Raw genomic sequence first — 17,350 nt, forward strand, 5'->3', positions numbered from 1 at the left:
CGACCGCGTCGCGCATCAAGCGCCCACACTTATCGGCTGTTAATTTTTAAAGATCGATCCGCATTCACCACCGAAACCGCGCCAACTTCACCACCCGGCACCGCTTCGTTCTGCGTCGCTGCATCAGCAGCAGAGAAACGAGATTATGAAGAACTTCCGCTTGATCGTCAACAGGTTTTTTTAACTTCCTGAACCCGCCCGATCCGCTGCAAGCCTTGCCACTGCTGGCTCTCCCGCCTCCCGCGCCCGGTTGCCCGAAGCGCGAAAGACCGAGATTCTAGCGAGCCGGCAAGCGCTGCGCAAGCGTTATCGGAATATATTTTCAAGCGGCGTTTTCCACTACATAAGACCCGCCGGGCAAGCCCGTTCAACCACCCTTCAAACGCGCAGTCGTCGGAGCAACGGTGACGCAACTCAGCTCATAAAGTAAGTCGCCGCGATCCACTTCAAAACCTATTGGTCGCAAACCCCACGTCGATATCAAACGGGCAGTACCCGCACCGTCTACGCGCATACGTCACGCTCGTTCGCCAGCTAGCCGAACAGCCATGCAGCACAAATGATGTGACAGGCCAGAAAAGACTAGAATATGCGGTTCTGTGCACCCCATTTCTGGATTTATGCGCTCGCGAATCGCCAAACGCCTTCCCCCCGACGCCGACAAGCTTGTCGGTCTCTCGCTCGCGCTATTCGCGTCCGGCAGCCGCACCGAGGACCGCTTCTGGGAAGCGAAGCTCGATGCGCTGCTGGCCAAGATCGTCCGCAACGCCAACCAGACTACGCTGGACGCCGCGCTCGATCATCTGCAGCAAAACCACCCGGATGCCTACGGCGCGCTCGCTGACATGGCGGAAACGCACAGTGAGTCGTTCGTGATCGAACACGAAGGCGTTCCTTATGAAGCATTGCTGATTGCCGCGCCCGTGCTCGCATGGACCCGCTATGCGATTCCGTCCGGCCCGCTCAAGAGCGACGCTGCCGACGCCCTGCGCGCCCATCTGCAGGCCCACGTGCTTGCTGCCGGCACACGCGTGGCGATGGCACCGTTCCTCTACAGCATCGACCAGTTGCCACGCCATCACGTCGAAACCTGGCGTATCGCGCAACAGCTCACACAGGCCGCACTGAGCGGCGGCAGCGCGAAAATCAATTTCGGCGAATTGCCGGAGACCTCGCCGATTCTGGCCGACCCGCGCTTCCTGCTGGCCGTGGTCGCCGCGCCGGTTGGCGAAGCGACGTTCCGCTGGCAGGAGGAGGAGCACGGCAATCGCATCGAGCGCGGTCAGTGCCTCGAACAGTGGGCAACGCAGGGGGGCGCCAATTTGTCGCTGGCGTTGCCTGGTTGCGAATTCGAGTGCCTGCTGCCGGACGCCTATTACTCCGCCTGCCGGGACGCCGACGAACGCGTGCGTCCACACACCGTACGCACCGCCGTGCGCTACCTGTTCGACACGATCAGTGCCGCGCCGTCGGATTTGCGGGCTGTCGTCGCGGGATTTGGCGAGCGGCGCATTGACGAATATCGCGTCGGCTTTACGAAGCGCGGCAGCAACGACGTGATCTACGGCGTCGTGTGGCCACTCTACGGCCGTGAAAACGGCGAATCGGGCATTGACGAAGAGCCGCCGGAAGCCTCGGCATCCAGCGGCCCGCTCGAGGAGATCGTCGCGCTACTGAAGGAAACCGGGGTGACCGACATCCGCCGCCACGCCGGACGCTTCGAGCCGGAATACTGCGACGACTGCGGCGTCCCGCTCTATGCGGACCCGCTCGGCGAGATCGTGCATGCGGAGATGCCGGAAGATGCGGAGCCCGCGCAGCCTCACTTCCACTAGGTCGTATCCCCTCCGCTCCGTTCGCCGGTCCAATTACTGAACCGGCAAACAAGGCATCGGAATACGTCAAAACCCACTGCAACAAACATCAATCGGCCCGACCGGCTCACGCTGGTCGGGCCGTTATTTTTTCAGGACAGGCATCGACTAACCCCGCGCCATGCACACTTCAGCAACAGTCACGACTCACCGTTGAGCCCTCCTCTGTCGCAGATCAAAAACTCACTGATCAAGCCGACGGCACCCGCGTGTGTCTTTCATCCTATGCCATCCGGCCAGGCCGTCATGACGCAAGGAATTTGTCATCATGACGCCGGTGGCGCATCGCAATGCGACCGGGTCGATTAACGGCCCTCGGCATCGCGCCACCACGACCGATTCATCTGGAGGCATGGCATGCGATTCTCGGTTCTCAACTCGGACGCGGAACGACGCGACGGGCTCAAAGCACTGTTGCGGCAAATCGACCGCATGGCGCGATTCAACGAAGCACAAGACTGGCGTCAGGTCACCCGCTCGCTACGGCGTCAGCAACCCGACCTGCTGGCCATCGACTGGCAGGACTGGATGTCTGCCAGGGAGGTACGCCGGCTGCTGGAAGGCGACCCGAGCCTGCGGATCGCCGTCCTGAGCGACGACACCTCGCCCAGGTTCGTGCGCGGTTTGCTCGACAAAGGTGTGCTTGGCGTCATCCAGCGCAGTACTGACCCGCGCCAGATCGTGCGCGCACTCGAAATCGTGCTGCTCGGCGGTCACTACGTGCCGGCGGGCGCCCTCGCCCTCACGCTGCCGCCGGCACCGGCGCCGGTGCTGGATCCCACGCCGCAGGACATCGAGACGGTCAAGCCGCCGCCGCGGCGTCCGCGGCTCGCCAACGGCCTGTCGCCGCGCCAGGAGCAGATCATGCGCTGCGTGCACATGGGCAGCACCAACAAGATGATCGCGCGCACGCTCGGCATCAGCGAGGGCACTGTCAAGATTCATCTGGCCAGCATATTCCAGCAGTTGGGAGCGCCCAATCGGGCCGCGGCGGTGGCGCTCTACAACGGCTGGCTGTCGGCCCAGCTCGAAGTGCTGCGCAGCGATCAGGAAAGCGCCCCGCGCCCCGTGATGGGACAGCCAGGCGTCGTCCCGTTGCGCCGCCGGCCCGCGCCTTCGTTCAAATATGCGTTGCCCGCCAACGACAGTGCCGACACCCAGCCTATGGCCGCCGAACCCACGGCCTCTTTCGGCGAGCCGGGCCCTGACGAGCCGGGTTGAGACACGCCGCCGCGCCCGCCAGTGGCGTCGACCCGGCCGTTGGCATGGAATCCGCTCGCACCTTTTTTTCGTTCAACGAGTAATATGAGATCTATGGGTTTTCTCTATACACCGCTTCCGTTTTGGGTCGCCGTCGGTGGCTGGATCGCCGCCGCGCTGCTGCTCGCGCTCGCGTTGTGGAAAAACCCATTCAAGCGCCTGCAGGATGCCACCCTCCAGCATGTCTGGCTGGCCATCATCGTCGCCGTCTCGGTGCTATGGGCCAGCAACGCCTGGCTCGACGACGGCACCGTGATGCATCTGCTCGGCGCGACACTCGTCGTTACGTTGTTCGACTGGGCGCTGGCACTGGTTGCCATGGCAGCAGTAACCGGTCTTGCCGCGGTCGTCTTCGACGCACCCTGGCAGGGTATCGCGCTCACCTTCCTCATCTACGGTGCATTGCCGGTCGGCATTTCTGCGCTGCTGCAGCGCGCCTGCGTTGCATGGCTGCCACGCAACCTGTTCATGTTCATCTTCGGTCAGGGGTTCGTGTCACCGGCTATCGCCGTCGCCCTGACGGCAGCCGCCGCGCTCGGCACGCACGTCGCCATCGCGGGCGGCTCGATCACCGTCATACCTGCCGGCTACGCGTTCAGTGTCTTCCTGCTCGCAACGGGCGAAGCCTGGTTCACCGGCATGTCTACCGCACTGATCGCTGTGTATCGCCCTGCATGGGTAACGACCTACGACGTGCGACGCTACCGCCTGGGCGGTCCACGCATCTAGCTCCGCGCACTGAAGTCCGCTTGTTTATCCTGCTCATAGAATTGAGCTCACTGAAGCTCACTGCAGCACACCGAAGCACACTTCGCGACGAGCCCTCTCTCATCGCTTTGTCTCTTTCTGTGCAGCAGGTAAGTGCACTCCGCAGTAACCACAAGTGACCATGCGTCGCTACGGTGTATTCGTGCAGCGAGATCGCTACTCACGACAAGGCAAAATATTTGTGTCAGGATTGAACTCCAACCTGTCGTCAGGCATCTTACGTGCCTGATGTCTCAATAGCGCCTACCGAACTAGATGGATCGCACCAACGAACCGCGCCGATTGCTGCGGGTGGTCGGCCGGTTAACGGCATGTGCAGCGAGTCTCTCGCTCATGTTTGCCGCTACCGCTTTCGCCGATCAGCTCGACCAGCACAATCAACTCGTCGATAAATTCGTCAATGAGCTGCACGCCGATCCGCTCGTCGCGGACTGCGCGGCTCATGGCGATTTCGTCGCGAGCACCTCGACCGCGTTCGATCACGTCGAGTTTCCCCCCAGCTCTTTCGATACCGCGCATTCGTCTGTCACGCCGTGGAACGATTCATTCGACGAAGGCAAGCAGCGCGTCAAGGTCGATAACATCGTGACCGTCGAAGGACTTGGCGTACGCCAGAACAGCAGCGACGATCCCGCTGACCTGAAATTCCGCTGCGGCTACGTGGGCACCCAGATGCTCGCGTTTAGCTGGAACGATCCGGTGCCGCCCGCCAAAGCGCATGCCGCGCCAGCGCCTGGCAAGCACAAAGGCGCCAAAGGCAAACACTCGGGCAGCACGAAGTCGTCGACGAAGAAATCGTCTGGCAAAAGCTCGAAGAAGGCAACCTCCAGCAAGTCGTCTTCCGCCAAGTCGAGCAGCAAGAAAACCTCGGCTAAAAAGAAAGCATGAAACGCGATTGAAGTGCTCACGTCTCGCGAGCCCGTTCAGCGTCGACACTGAAGCTCAAGACGAAGCAGAAAAAAAGAGGCACACGCAATCAACGTGTGCCTCTTTTTCATTGCAGCACCTGCTACGGCTGCTCAAGCTCGCTCCGAGCAGACCTCAGCAAACGCCTCAAGCAACGTCAAGCAACCTCAGGCAAACGTCTCGACGTGCCGGAGAATAGCCTGCAACATGGCCGCGCCGAGCGACGCGCTGCGCTCGCCATTCCAGCCCACCCGCTCATCCGGCAGATTGGCGTTGTCCTTGAACGGCATCTCCAGCGTCAACGAAAGACAGCCGAATTCATTGCCGATGTACTTCGACGCGAGCTTCAACGCATCCTCACGATACTTGCTCGCCGCGTAGCCATACTTGTCCTGGAAGTCTGGACTCGCGTGCTTGAACGCCTCGATAAAGGCCTTTTGCTCCTGCCCCTGCCGCTCAGTGAAACCCGGCAGCATCTCCGAGCCCGCCACGAATACATATGGCAGCGCCTCGTCGCCGTGGATATCGAAAAACAGATCGCAGCCGGTGGCGTGAATGGCATCACGAACCACCAGCACTTCCGGGCTGCGCGCGGCGTCCGGCGCCATCCATTCGCGATTCAGGTTCGCGCCCGCCGCGTTGGTGCGCAGATTGCCGTGCACGCTGCCATCGGGGTTCATGTTCGGCACGATGTAAAACACCGCGTGATCGTAGAGCTTGCGCGCCACCGGATCGCCGGCCCAATCGCCCCAACCGGCCAGCCGCTTCACCATGCCTTCGACAAACCATTCGGCCATCGTCTCGCCCGGATGCTGGCGCGCGATGATCCAGATTTTCTTTTTCGGCGTATCGCCCACTTGCGGCGTACCGAGCGTGAGCAACGACATGGGCCGCCCTTCGACGGTCTGCCCCAATTCGGTGAGCGTCGCCTGCGGCATTTGCTGGACCGCGCCCAGAAACTCCGAGTGACGCTCTTCGCCGTACGGCTCGAAGTACGCGTAGTAAATGCGGTCGAAGTCGGGCGTATGGTCGATCGTCATCACCCGGCCGTCGTACGAAGTCGGCACGCGGAACCAGTTGACGCGGTCGTAGCTCGCGGCCGCCTGATAGTCACGCCAGCCCTCGGCAAACGCGCACTCGGCGGCGTTTTCGAAGGTCATTACGCAACGCTCGCCTGCCGCGCCCGAGAGGCGAAAGTAGAACCATTGGGCGAAATCGGCCTGACTGTCGCGCCGTACACGCAGACGGATGTTGTCGGCCTGCTCGCAGGACACGACTTCAATCGCACCAGCGTCGAAGTTACTCGTAATCGAAAGTGTCATGATGATTTTCCGGGCATCCCATACCAGTTGCCGCGTGCGCCGCGTCAGTCCGCGACGCGGCGACGAAATACGTACGTCGAATCATTCGAAGCCGCGGCCTCGAATGCATAACCTTCAGCATCGAAGCCTCGCAGGGCTTCCGGTGCATCAAGGCGGTTCTCGACCGCATAGCGTGCCATCAGCCCACGCGCACGCTTCGCATGGAAACTGATCACCTTGTAGCGGCCGTCTTTCCAGTCTTCGAAAACCGGCGTGATGACCGGAGCGTCGAGCAGCTTCGGCTTGACCGACTTGAAGTACTCGCCCGACGCGCAATTCACCAGTACGCGCGACGCGCCCGCGTTCTTCTTCAACTGGGCATTCAGGGCGTGGGTAATGCGCTCGCCCCAGAACGCGTACAGATCCTTGCCCCGCGCGTTCGCAAAGCGCGTTTTCATTTCGAGCCGGTACGGTTGCAGCAGATCGAGCGGCCGCAGCAGCCCGTAGAGTCCCGAGAGCACGCGCACGTGTTTCTGCGCGTAGTCGAGATCGGCCGAGGACAGCGTCTTTGCGTCGAGTCCTTCGTACACGTCGCCATTGAAGGCGAGCACGGCCTGTTTGGCATTGTGCGTGCCGAATTCGGGCGACCACTCGGCATAACGCTGGAAATTCAGCTGCGCGAGCGGATCGGAAATGCTCATCAGCGTGGCGATCTGCTGGGGCGACAGGCGACGCAGGCCGCCGATCAATTCAGCGGCATCGTCGACGAAATCGGGGAGCGTGTGCTTCTTGACGTGCGGAGGGGTTTCGTAGTCGAGCGATTTCGCCGGCGACAGAACGATTATCATAGAGGCTCGCAGGCACGCCGTGCCTGGCATTAATGACGAAAGCCAGATTGTAACGAATGCCCGCCTCCCCTGTCGCACCCCCGCTGCGCGTCGTGCTCGATTCGAATGTGTGGATCGACATCCTCGTGTTCGACGATCCGCACACGCGGCCCATTCTTGCCGCGCTCGAAAGCGGTGCGCTTGCAGCGCTGATCGACGCCCGCTGTCTTGCCGAACTGACCTACGTGCTCGACTATCCGCAGTTTGCCAGGCGCGCCATCGACAAGACCGCTGTGCTGGCGACGCTCACGCGTCTCACGCAATTTGTCGAGATCGAACCCGCGGCAACGGAAGAGGCCAAGCCCTTGCCGAAGTGCAAAGACCGCGACGACCAGAAGTTCCTCGAACTGGCGCATGCGGCGCACGCGGACTGGCTGGTATCGAAGGATCGCGCGGTGCTGAAACTGGCGCGCCGCGTGGCCCGCGATTTCGGTTTTCAGATTGCCCAGCCGGCGCCGTTCGTGAACGCCTGCGCACTGGAGGCCCACGCGTCCGGCGAGCCAGCGCCGGCGTGACGCCCACGTCACGCGTCAATTCCCTACAATCGACACTCAGCCCGCCACGACGGCCACCGAACCCGTACCCGACCGCGCCATGAATGCACCGCACGACAAGCCTGTGACCCCGTCGTTTCCGTCCCGTCTGCCGAACGTCGGCACCACGATCTTTACCGTGATGAGCGCGCTCGCGGCGGAAAAGGGGGCCGTGAACCTTGGCCAGGGTTTTCCGGACTTCGAATGCGATCCGCGCATCGTGGACGCGGTGGCCAAGGCCATGCGCGAGGGGCACAACCAGTACCCGCCCATGGCCGGTGCCGCGCCGCTGCGCGAAGCCATTTCAGACAAGCTCGCCGCGCTGTATGGACGCCGCTACGATGCGGCCAGCGAGATCACCGTCACGGCGGGCGCGACCCAGGCGCTGCTGACGGCGATCCTGTGCGCGGTGCATCCCGGCGATGAAGTGATCGTGGTCGAGCCGACCTACGACAGCTATCTGCCGTCCATCGAACTGGCGGGCGGCAAGCCGGTATTCGTCACGCTCGAGGCGCCCGACTACGCGATCCCGTTCGACAAGCTCGCCGCCGCGATCACGCCCAAAACGCGTCTGCTGCTGATCAACACGCCGCACAACCCGACCGGCACGGTCTGGCGCGCCGAAGACATGCGCAAGCTCGAAGCAATCGTGCGCGGCACCAACGTGCTGATCCTGTCGGACGAAGTGTACGAACACATGGTGTACGACGGCGCGCCACACGAAAGCGTTTCGCGCTACCCGGAGTTGGCCGGGCGCAGCTTCGTGGTGTCGAGCTTCGGCAAGACCTATCACGTGACGGGCTGGAAGGTGGGCTACGTCGCGGCTCCCGCTGCACTCACAGCGGAATTCCGCAAGGTGCATCAGTTCAACGTGTTCACGGTGAACACGCCCATGCAGATCGGCCTTGCCGACTACATGCGCGATCCCAAGCCGTATCTGGAGCTGCCCGCGTTCTATCAGAAGAAGCGTGACTTCTTCCGCGCGGGTCTCGCCAATAGCCGCTTCAAGTTGCTGCCCTGCACCGGCACGTACTTCCAGTGCGTCGACTATTCGGCCATCAGTGATCTGCCCGAGGCGGACTTTGCGCAATGGCTGACGCGCGAGATCGGCGTGGCGGCCATTCCGGTGTCGGCGTTTTATCACGAGCCGCACGAGTCGGGCGTGGTGCGCTTCTGCTTCGCCAAGCGCGAGAGCACGCTCGCCACTGCGCTAGAGCGGCTGGCGCGTCTCTAGGATGAAACGCGCGATGCAGCGAACGAACCCATCACGTTCTTCGCCATCGCGTCGAGCGGCCGCGTGCGGAATCGCGGCACACGCCTCAAGCGGGTTTGCTGGCCGCCATATAGGCCTTGCGATCCGCCGTAACGCGCTGCGCCGCCGGCCGTTCGCCAACGGTCTTCAGATAACGCTTCCAGTCCACGCCCGCTTCGAGCAGGAAGTCGTGCCCGTAGACGATCTGGGTCGTCAATCCCACCAACGGCAGATTCACAAAACCGCTCGCATCTGCCACGGAAAAACTGCCGCCGCACAGATACGGGTCCAGTTTCGCCAGCCGCTTGAAGCCGGCAATGTGGCGCGTCAGCAGCTTCTCGGCACGCCCCTTGGTGGCATCCGTGACCTTGCCACCGAAGAACGCTTCCTTGTAGAGATTGCGTGCCACCAGTTCGAGATGCAGCTCGACGAACGCGATCATTTCGCGCTCCTTTGCGGCCTCCCACGGATCAGCCGAGAAAATCCCCTTATCTGGATAGCGCGCGTGCAGATACTCGACGATGGCCTGCGACTCGCACAGATTGCCGTGCTCGGTCTGGATGAAGGGCACCTTGCCGAGCGGCGATTGCGCGAGCATGGCCTCTTCCTGGCTGGTCTGGACCGGCACTTCCTCGAACGGGATGCCGTATTCGAGCAGCACGAACTTGACCTTGTTGTAGTAGTTGGACAGCGAAAACCCGCACAGCTTGATCATCCGCGATCTCCTTCGGACGGTTATCGAAAACGCCCACCCCATTGATGCAGGCGGCGCCTCAGATCAATCATCCAGTAAATTGCACGCTCGTGCTATTCTAAATAACCAATGGAGTTGAGACATCCAATGACCTCTCGCAACAGCAGCATCGAGACTATCGGCATTGTTGGCGCGGGCGCAATGGGCCGCGGTATCGCGCAGATCGCAGCGCTGGCCGGTCTGAGCGTGCGTCTGTATGACACCAATCCGGCAGCCGTGAGTGCGGCACGTGACGCGCTTGCGGACACTTTCGCCAAACTCACGGCCAAAGGCAAGCTCGACGAAGCCCGTGCGTTCGCGGCGCTGGCTTGCGTGAGCAGCGCACAGGCGCTCACGGATTTCGTCGAGTGCGATCTCGTGATCGAAGCCATCGTCGAGAATCTCGACGTCAAGCGCACCCTGTTCCGTGAACTCGAAACCGTCGTCAGCGGCCGCTGCCTGCTGGCATCGAACACGTCTTCTCTATCCATCACCGCGATTGCCGCGGGCTGCGCGGACCCCACGCGCGTGCTCGGCTATCACTTCTTCAACCCGGTGCCGCTGATGAAAGTCGTCGAGGTAATCGACGGCCTGCGCAGCGACCCGGCCGCCGGTGACGCGCTGATGGATCTCGCGCGTCGTATGGGCCACACGCCGGTGCGCGCGAAAGACATGCCTGGCTTCATCGTCAATCACGCGGGCCGCGGCATGAACACCGAGGGTCTGCGCGTGGCGGGCGAAGGCGTGGCGAGCTTCGTCGACATCGACCGCATCATGCGCGAACAGGCCGGCTTCCGGCTCGGTCCGTTCGAACTGCTCGATCTCACTGCGCTCGACGTCTCGCATCCGGTGATGGAGTCGATCTATCACCAGTTCTATGAAGAGCCGCGCTTCACGCCCTCGCCCATCACCGGCACACGTTTCGCAGGCGGTTTACTGGGACGTAAAAGCGGCGAAGGCTTTTATCGCTACTACGAGGGCAAGCAGCAGGTGCCCGCCGAAGCGCCTGCACCAAGCGGATTGCCGCACCGTGTGTGGATCAGCCAGCGCTATCCCGAAGCGCGTGAGGCCGTGCTGCAACTCGTCGCCAAAGCGGGCGTGGCGATCGACGAAGGCTCAACGCCTGGCGCCGATTCGCTGATCATCGTGACGCCGTATGGCCATGACGCCACCACGGCGGCTGTCGACGAAGGGCTCGACGCCACTCGCGTGGTCGCAGTCGATACGCTCTTCCCGCTCGTCGGTGCACAGCGCCGCACGCTGATGACCACGCCTGCCACCACACGCGCCGCCCGAGACGCTGCGCACGCGCTGCTCGCCGCCGACGGCGTCCCCGTCACCGTGATCCGCGATTCAACCGGTTTCGTGGCGCAGCGCGTGGTGGCGACCATCGTCAACATTGGCTGTGAGATTGCGCAGAAGCAGATCGCCACGCCCGAAGATATCGATCTCGCCGTCACGCTGGGCCTCGGCTATCCGCGCGGCCCGCTCGCGCTCGGCGACGCGCTAGGCGCGAAGACCATCCTCGCGATCCTGCGCAACATGTCGAGCGTGCTCGGTGATCCGCGTTATCGTCCGTCGCCCTGGCTTGCGCGGCGTGCGCAACTCGGCCTCTCGCTCACCCAGCGCGATGCCGCTGATGCTCAACCGGAGAACCAGCCATGAGCGCCGAACTCCTCACCGCACGTCCCGCTGAAAGCGAATCGACGCTGGTCCTCACGCTCTCCAATCCCGGCACGCGTAACGCGCTGCATCCGGATATGTACGCGGCGGGAATCGAGGCGCTCGATAGCGCCGAGCGCGATCCATCGGTTCGCGCCATCGTGTTGACCGGCGCGGACGATTTCTTTTGCGCCGGCGGCAATCTCAACCGGCTGCTGGAGAACCGCGCGAAAGATCCTTCCGTGCAGGCGCAGAGCATCGACCTGCTCGGCGAATGGATCGCCGCGTTGCGCGCCTCGTCGAAGCCGGTCATTGCGGCGGTCGAAGGCGCCGCCGCCGGCGCGGGCTTTTCGTTAGCGCTGGCCTGTGATCTGCTCGTTGCTGCGGACGACGCCAGGTTCGTGATGTCCTATGCGCGCGTCGGTCTCACGCCGGATGGCGGCGGCTCATGGTTCCTCGCCCAGGCGCTGCCGCGCCAGCTTGCCACTGAGGTGCTGCTGGAAGGCAAACCGATCGGCGCCACGCGTCTGCACGAACTGGGCGTAGTCAACCGGCTCACGAAACCGCATGCCGCACGCAGCGCTGCGATTGCGTGGGCCGAGGAACTCGGCAAGATTTCGCCTAATGCCACGGCCCGTATCAAGAGCTTGATCGGCGCAGCCAATGCGCAGGCGCTCGCCGATCATCTGGTTGCGGAACGCGACAACTTTGTCGCCTCGCTGCATCACCGTGACGCGCTGGAAGGCATCACCGCGTTCCTCGAAAAACGCGCCCCTGTCTACAAATGAGCTCACCCGTCATGCCTGAATTTCAATTGCCGAAGCGGCGGCGCATCTATCTGATGCGGCACGGTGACGTGACTTACTTCGATGCCTCCGGCCGCGCCATCGATCCCGAGACCGTGCCGCTCAACGCCAACGGCCGCGAACAGGCGAGCGCCGCAGGCCGCGCGTTCGCGGAGCAGCAGATTCGTTTCGACCGGGTGATCGTCAGTGGCTTGCCGCGTACGGTGGAGACCGCGCAGCGCGTGCTTGCCGAAACGGGCCAGCACATCGAACTGGAAATCGACCCGGCGTTGCAGGAAATCCGTGGCGGCAAACTGGGCAGCATTCCAGCCGCCGATCTCGAAGCCGCGTTTCTCGGCGTGTTCGACGGCATCGTGCCCGAAAGCACGCGTTTTCTCGATGGCGAAACGATCGGCGCGTTGTTCGACCGCGTGCTGCCCGCCGTGGCTGCGCTGCGTGAAGACAGTACGTGGGACACCGTCCTGCTCGTGCTGCACGGTGGCGTGAACCGCGCCATCCTCTCGCATGCCATCACGGCAGGCGGCCGCACGTTCTTCGGCCATCTGTCGCAGGCAACCGGTTGCATCAATGCGCTGGACGTAGGCACGGCGGCGCGCGACTGGGTCTTGAGAACGCTCAATTATTCGCCGCCGTCGCCGCTGCATCGCGACGTGCGCAACACCACGATGGAAATGCTCTACGCGCAATTTACTCAATACAAGCGCAACGCATAGCCATCACTGACCTGGAGGAGACAATGGGCGAAGCCACCCCGACTGGTGAACCTGAACGCAAGCCGGATTACTCGGGATTCGTCGGCACCCGTCCGGTAACGGAGCGGCAACGTTTCGACAACGACGCGCTCAGCGCGTGGCTGTCGCAGCACGTCGAGGGATTCGCTGGTCCGCTCACCGTGGAGCAATTCGCTGGCGGCCAGTCGAACCCCACCTTCAAGCTCATCACGCCGTCGCGTACCTATGTGATGCGCGCGAAGCCTGGTCCTTCCGCCAAATTGCTGCCGTCCGCGCATGCCGTGGAACGCGAATACCGCGTGATGCATGCACTCGCCGGGACCGATGTGCCAGTCGCCCGGATGCTTGCACTCTGCGAGGACGAAAGCGTGATGGGCCGCGCGTTCTACGTGATGGAGTTCGTGGAAGGCCGCGTGCTGTGGGACCAGTCGTTACCCGGCATGACACCCGCGCAACGCACCGCCATCTACGACGAAATGAATCGCGTGATCGCCGCGCTGCATAGCGTGGATGTGGCAGCAGTTGGCCTCGCTGACTACGGCAAGCCGGGCAATTACTTCGCGCGGCAAATCGGGCGCTGGAGCAAGCAATACGTTGCGTCCGAAACCGAGCCCATCGACGCGATGCACCGGCTGATCGAATGGCTGCCGCAGCACATGCCGGCGGAAACCAGCGAGCGTGTTTCCATCGTGCATGGCGATTACCGTCTCGACAACCTGATCTTCCATCCAAACGAACCGCGCGTGCTCGCCGTGCTCGACTGGGAACTGTCCACACTCGGCGATCCGCTCGCCGACTTCGCCTATCACTGCATGGCGTGGCACGTCGATCCGGCGCAGTTCCGCGGCATCGCGGGACTCGACTGGGCCGCGCTCGGTATTCCGGACGAGGCGCAGTACGTGGAGCGCTATTGCGCCCGGACCGGCTTCGAGATTCACGGCGACTGGAACTTCTATCTGGCCTACAACATGTTCCGCATTGCCGCGATTCTGCAAGGCATCATGAAACGCGTCGTCGACGGCACCGCGGCAAGCGCCCAGGCGCTCGATGCGGGCCGGCGCGCAAAGCCGATGGCGGAACTTGCCTGGCGCTACGCGCAGAAAGTGCGCTAACCGACACCCCTGTTATCCGCGAGGTCCTACATGAATTTCGATTACACCCCGAAGGTTCAGGCGCTGCGCGAGAAGTTGCTCGCGTTCTTCGACGCGCACATCTATCCGAACGAACAAGCCTTCGCCGACGAAGTCGCGCGCAACCGTCAGAACGGCAACGCCTGGGTGCCGACTGAACTGGTCGAGCAACTGAAGCTGCAGGCACGCGAGGCCGGCTTATGGAACCTGTTCCTGCCCGACTCCGAGCGCGGCGCGGGTTTGTCGAACCTTGAATACGCACCGTTGTGCGAGATCATGGGACGCGTGCCCTGGGCGCCGGAGGTGTTCAACTGCAACGCGCCCGATACCGGCAACATGGAAACGATCGAACGCTATGGCAGCCCGGAGAACAAGCGCGAGTGGCTCGAGCCGCTGCTGCAGGGGCAGATTCGTTCCGCGTTTCTGATGACGGAGCCTGAAGTGGCGTCGTCGGACGCCACCAATATCCAGACCAGCATCGTGCGCGACGGCGACGACTATGTCATCAATGGCCACAAGTGGTGGTCATCCGGTGCGGGCGATCCGCGCTGCAAGGTGTACATCGTGATGGGCAAGACTGATCCCGAGGCGCCGCGTCATCAGCAGCAATCCATGATCCTCGTGCCCGCCGACGCCACCGGTATCACGGTGCACCGGCCGCTCACCGTGTTCGGCTACGACGACGCGCCGCACGGTCACATGGAAATTACGCTGGACAACGTGCGCGTGCCGGCTTCGAACATGCTGCTGGGCGAAGGCCGCGGTTTCGAGATTGCGCAAGGTCGACTTGGACCGGGCCGCATTCACCACTGCATGCGGCTCATCGGACTCGCCGAGCGCGCGCTCGAATTGATGGCGAAGCGCACGCTGCAACGCGTGGCGTTCGGCAAGCCGGTGGCCGCGCAAGGCGTCACGCAGGAACGCCTCGCCGAAGCGCGCTGCATGATCGAACAGGCGCGCCTGTTGACGCTCAAAACGGCGTACATGATGGATACGGTCGGCAACAAGGGCGCGCGTGGCGAGATTGCGATGATCAAGGTGGTGGCGCCGAACATGGCGTGCCAGGTTATCGACTGGGCCATTCAGGCACATGGCGCGGCGGGGCTTAGTGAAGATTTCCCGCTGGCTTATGCCTATACGTCAGCGCGTACGCTGCGCTTTGCCGATGGCCCTGATGAAGTTCACCGCAATGCGATCGCCAAGCTCGAACTGGCGCGTCACATGGATGCGGGTGCAGCGGCGCGGGTGGAGATGCCGATCACGCGGTCGTGAGGTGAGCTGCGCGTTGGTTTGGAAGCGCACGCTGATGCATAGCGTGCGCGCGCATTGAAAATGCGGGCGGCCACCAAGCCGCCCGCATTCGTTAGCGCATGGACAAACGCGCCTGAACGCGCGTCGCGCTAAAACTAGAAGTAATGCCGCGTGATGAATTCCGCCACGCAGACCGGCCGCTCACTGCCCTGCCGTTCCAGCGTCACGTTCCACACCACCTGCACCCCTTTGTCGTCCACATCGGTCACGCTTGCCACCGCGAAGCTGGCGCGTACCTGTGAATCAACCGGCACAGGTGAAGTGAAGCGAACCCGGTTCAGTCCGTAGTTGACACCCATCCGTTGCTGAAGCCTGACCGTCTCCTGCAACAGTGAAGGAATCAGCGACAGCGTCAGAAAGCCGTGCGCGATCGGGCCGCCAAACGGCGACTCGCGCCGCGCCCGCTCCGGGTCGACATGAATCCATTGATGATCGCCCGTGGCCTGCGCGAAGTCATTCACGCGCGACTGGCTGATGGCGAGCCAGTCGCTCACGAGCGGCGCACCGCCCACCAGCGCCCGCAAGCCCTCGGCATCCAGCGCCACCACATCGCGCTTCATGCGGCACCGCCTGGATGACGCAAGCCGAACAGGCCCTTCGAGCGCACCGTAATCACTGTCTCGCCGTGCTGGTTGATGCCTTCCCATTGCGTCTCGACAATGCCGCGATCCGGTTTGCTCGACGACACCCGTTTGTCGAGCACCTTGTTGAGCATGCGGATCGTGTCGCCCACGCGTACAGGCTTCAACCAGCGGATTTCGTCGATGCCCGGTGAACCCATCGACGTCGAGTCCTTGAACGCGTTACGCACCAGCATCCCCATCATCACCGAACAGGTATGCCAGCCGCTCGCGATCAGCCCGCCGAACGGCGAGGCGGCTGCCGCCGCGTCGTCGATGTGGAACGGTTGTGGATCGAATTGCCCGGCAAACTGCACGATCTCTTCACGCGTGAACGTATGTTCGCCGCATTCGATGACCGAGCCGACTTCCATATCTTCGAAACTCAAACCCATCGTGACACCTCGTTCGTTCAGATCGGACTCAGGGATCAGACTTCGGCGCGGGCGAAACCAGGCAGCGCCGCGAAACGCGCAAGATGATGATCGACATCGCCTAGCGTCGTTTCAATGATAGCCAACCGCTTGAACAGATGCGCGGCCGCCACTTCATTCGTCACGCCCATGCCGCCGTGCAACTGCACCGCCTGCTGGCCGACGAAGCGCGCCGCCTGCCCCACGCGTACCTTCGCGGCCGACACTGCGCTGCGTCGTACCTCGGCATCGCTGCTCGAATAACGCACCGCCGCCAGATACGTGACCGAGCGCGCCTGCTCGGCGTGAATCAGCATTTCGACCATGCGATGCTGTAGCGCCTGGAAGCGCGCGATGGGTTGACCGAATTGCTGACGCGTTTTCGTGTATTCGGCAGTGGCATGGTTCAGCGCGTCGAGTGCACCGATGGCTTCTGCGCATAGCAGCAGCGTGCCATAGTCGGCGATATGTTCGAGCGTTGCCGCGCCAGCTTCGCTGCCACCCAGGCGGCGCGCCGACGTGCTATCGAACTTCAGATTGGCGGCACGCTGGCCGTCGATCGTCCGATAATCCGTCACCTGTACACCGGCCGCATCACGCGCCACGACGAACAAGGCAATCTCGCCATCGAAACGCGCGGGCACGATCCAGTAATCGGCCTGTGCACCATGCAGGACGACCGATTTGTCGCCCTTCAGCGTGACGTGCTCGCCCTGCTGCGTTGCCGTGGTTTCGACTGAGAACAGATCGTAGCGTGCATGCGGTTCGTGAAACGCCACCGCCAGCTTGATCTCGCCTTGAGCCGCGCGTTCGAGCAACGCGGTGTCCTCGCTGTTTCCGGCGCGCGCCGATCCCGCCAGACGCAGCGCCTCGATGCCCACGGCCGTCGCCCAGTACGGCTCGATCACCAGCGCCCGGCCAAGCTCCTGCATCACCACCAGCAGATCCACCGGCGAGCCATTGAAACCACCCTGCTCTTCCGGCACCGGCAAGGCCGTCAAGCCCAGCTCCGTGAACGCATTCCAGTGCGTGTCCGACACGCCCGCGTCCGAACGCACGATGGCCTGACGTGCCTCGAAACCGTAGTTCTTGTCCAGATAGCGGCGCAACGCGTCGGCGAATTGCTGCTGTTCGTCGGTAAAAGTAAAGTCCATGCGCCGCTC

At 62.8% G+C, this 17,350-nt stretch carries 18 protein-coding genes; 12 read left to right on the top strand and 6 right to left on the bottom strand.

Annotated features, from left to right (window positions below; translation table 11 throughout):
* From D0B32_RS32810 to D0B32_RS31040, 5 genes are all read left to right on the top strand, one after another.
* A partial coding sequence (locus D0B32_RS32810; protein ID WP_220444987.1) for a hypothetical protein occupies positions 1-192 on the top strand: 192 nt, incomplete at its 5' end.
* A gap of 428 nt (positions 193-620) precedes the next feature.
* Complete coding sequence (locus D0B32_RS31025; protein WP_117338149.1) at positions 621-1,835, top strand: DUF2863 family protein; 1,215 nt, start codon at positions 621-623, stop codon at positions 1,833-1,835.
* 396 nt (positions 1,836-2,231) lie between these two features.
* The gene (locus D0B32_RS31030; protein ID WP_117338150.1) at positions 2,232-3,095 is read left to right on the top strand and encodes a response regulator transcription factor; all 864 of its coding nucleotides are present in this window, start codon (positions 2,232-2,234) and stop codon (positions 3,093-3,095) included.
* A 93-nt stretch (positions 3,096-3,188) separates the two neighbouring features.
* Positions 3,189-3,863, top strand: coding sequence for an energy-coupling factor ABC transporter permease (locus tag D0B32_RS31035; protein WP_117338151.1), 675 nt, complete (start codon positions 3,189-3,191; stop codon positions 3,861-3,863).
* A gap of 294 nt (positions 3,864-4,157) precedes the next feature.
* Entirely contained in the window at positions 4,158-4,790 is a 633-nt protein-coding gene (locus tag D0B32_RS31040; RefSeq protein WP_117338152.1) for a BspC domain-containing protein, read from the top strand.
* Between the two features lie 185 nt (positions 4,791-4,975).
* Here the strand turns inward: D0B32_RS31040 and D0B32_RS31045 are convergent, their stop codons facing one another.
* Complete coding sequence (locus D0B32_RS31045) at positions 4,976-6,130, bottom strand: M14-type cytosolic carboxypeptidase (RefSeq protein WP_117338153.1); 1,155 nt, start codon at positions 6,128-6,130, stop codon at positions 4,976-4,978.
* Between the two features lie 44 nt (positions 6,131-6,174).
* Positions 6,175-6,957 carry a peroxide stress protein YaaA gene (yaaA, locus tag D0B32_RS31050; RefSeq protein ID WP_117338154.1) on the bottom strand — a complete coding sequence of 261 codons (783 nt, stop codon included), beginning with the start codon at positions 6,955-6,957 and terminating at the stop codon, positions 6,175-6,177.
* Positions 6,958-7,013: 56 nt separating this feature from the next.
* Between yaaA and D0B32_RS31055 the strand changes: the two genes are divergently transcribed.
* Positions 7,014-7,511 carry a putative toxin-antitoxin system toxin component, PIN family gene (locus tag D0B32_RS31055; protein ID WP_117338155.1) on the top strand — a complete coding sequence of 166 codons (498 nt, stop codon included), beginning with the start codon at positions 7,014-7,016 and terminating at the stop codon, positions 7,509-7,511.
* A 79-nt stretch (positions 7,512-7,590) separates the two neighbouring features.
* Entirely contained in the window at positions 7,591-8,763 is a 1,173-nt protein-coding gene (locus tag D0B32_RS31060; protein WP_117338156.1) for a pyridoxal phosphate-dependent aminotransferase, read from the top strand.
* 85 nt (positions 8,764-8,848) lie between these two features.
* Here the strand turns inward: D0B32_RS31060 and D0B32_RS31065 are convergent, their stop codons facing one another.
* Positions 8,849-9,496: a glutathione S-transferase family protein gene (locus D0B32_RS31065; RefSeq protein WP_117338157.1), complete on the bottom strand. Its 648-nt coding sequence runs from the start codon at positions 9,494-9,496 to the stop codon at positions 8,849-8,851.
* A 126-nt stretch (positions 9,497-9,622) separates the two neighbouring features.
* Between D0B32_RS31065 and D0B32_RS31070 the strand changes: the two genes are divergently transcribed.
* From D0B32_RS31070 to D0B32_RS31090, 5 genes are read left to right on the top strand one after another with little or no spacing between them, the layout of a single operon-like run.
* On the top strand, positions 9,623-11,179 hold the full coding sequence (locus D0B32_RS31070; protein ID WP_117338158.1) for a 3-hydroxyacyl-CoA dehydrogenase: 1,557 nt from the start codon (positions 9,623-9,625) through the stop codon (positions 11,177-11,179).
* Positions 11,176-11,964, top strand: a complete 789-nt coding sequence (locus D0B32_RS31075; protein ID WP_117338159.1) for an oxepin-CoA hydrolase, alternative type — start codon at positions 11,176-11,178, stop codon at positions 11,962-11,964. The genes D0B32_RS31070 and D0B32_RS31075 overlap by 4 nt, the downstream gene beginning before the upstream one ends.
* 11 nt (positions 11,965-11,975) lie before the next feature.
* Entirely contained in the window at positions 11,976-12,695 is a 720-nt protein-coding gene (locus D0B32_RS31080) for a histidine phosphatase family protein (protein WP_117338160.1), read from the top strand.
* 23 nt (positions 12,696-12,718) lie between these two features.
* The gene (locus tag D0B32_RS31085) at positions 12,719-13,825 is read left to right on the top strand and encodes a phosphotransferase (RefSeq protein WP_117338161.1); all 1,107 of its coding nucleotides are present in this window, start codon (positions 12,719-12,721) and stop codon (positions 13,823-13,825) included.
* Between the two features lie 30 nt (positions 13,826-13,855).
* The gene (locus D0B32_RS31090) at positions 13,856-15,115 is read left to right on the top strand and encodes an acyl-CoA dehydrogenase family protein (protein WP_117338162.1); all 1,260 of its coding nucleotides are present in this window, start codon (positions 13,856-13,858) and stop codon (positions 15,113-15,115) included.
* A 134-nt stretch (positions 15,116-15,249) separates the two neighbouring features.
* On the opposite strand, the gene D0B32_RS31095 is transcribed toward D0B32_RS31090, so the two are convergent.
* Genes D0B32_RS31095 through D0B32_RS31105 form a run of 3 tightly spaced genes read right to left on the bottom strand, consistent with a single transcriptional unit; the run spans position 15,250 to position 17,341 of the window.
* Complete coding sequence (locus D0B32_RS31095; protein ID WP_117338164.1) at positions 15,250-15,714, bottom strand: MaoC family dehydratase; 465 nt, start codon at positions 15,712-15,714, stop codon at positions 15,250-15,252.
* Positions 15,711-16,169, bottom strand: coding sequence for a MaoC family dehydratase (locus tag D0B32_RS31100; RefSeq protein WP_117338165.1), 459 nt, complete (start codon positions 16,167-16,169; stop codon positions 15,711-15,713). Before D0B32_RS31100 ends, D0B32_RS31095 begins: the two co-directional genes overlap by 4 nt.
* Before the next feature lie 35 nt (positions 16,170-16,204).
* Entirely contained in the window at positions 16,205-17,341 is a 1,137-nt protein-coding gene (locus tag D0B32_RS31105) for an acyl-CoA dehydrogenase family protein (RefSeq protein ID WP_117338167.1), read from the bottom strand.
* Positions 17,342-17,350 lie beyond the last annotated feature (9 nt).

The organism is Paraburkholderia sp. DHOC27 (assembly GCF_003429005.1).
GTDB lineage: Bacteria > Pseudomonadota > Gammaproteobacteria > Burkholderiales > Burkholderiaceae > Paraburkholderia.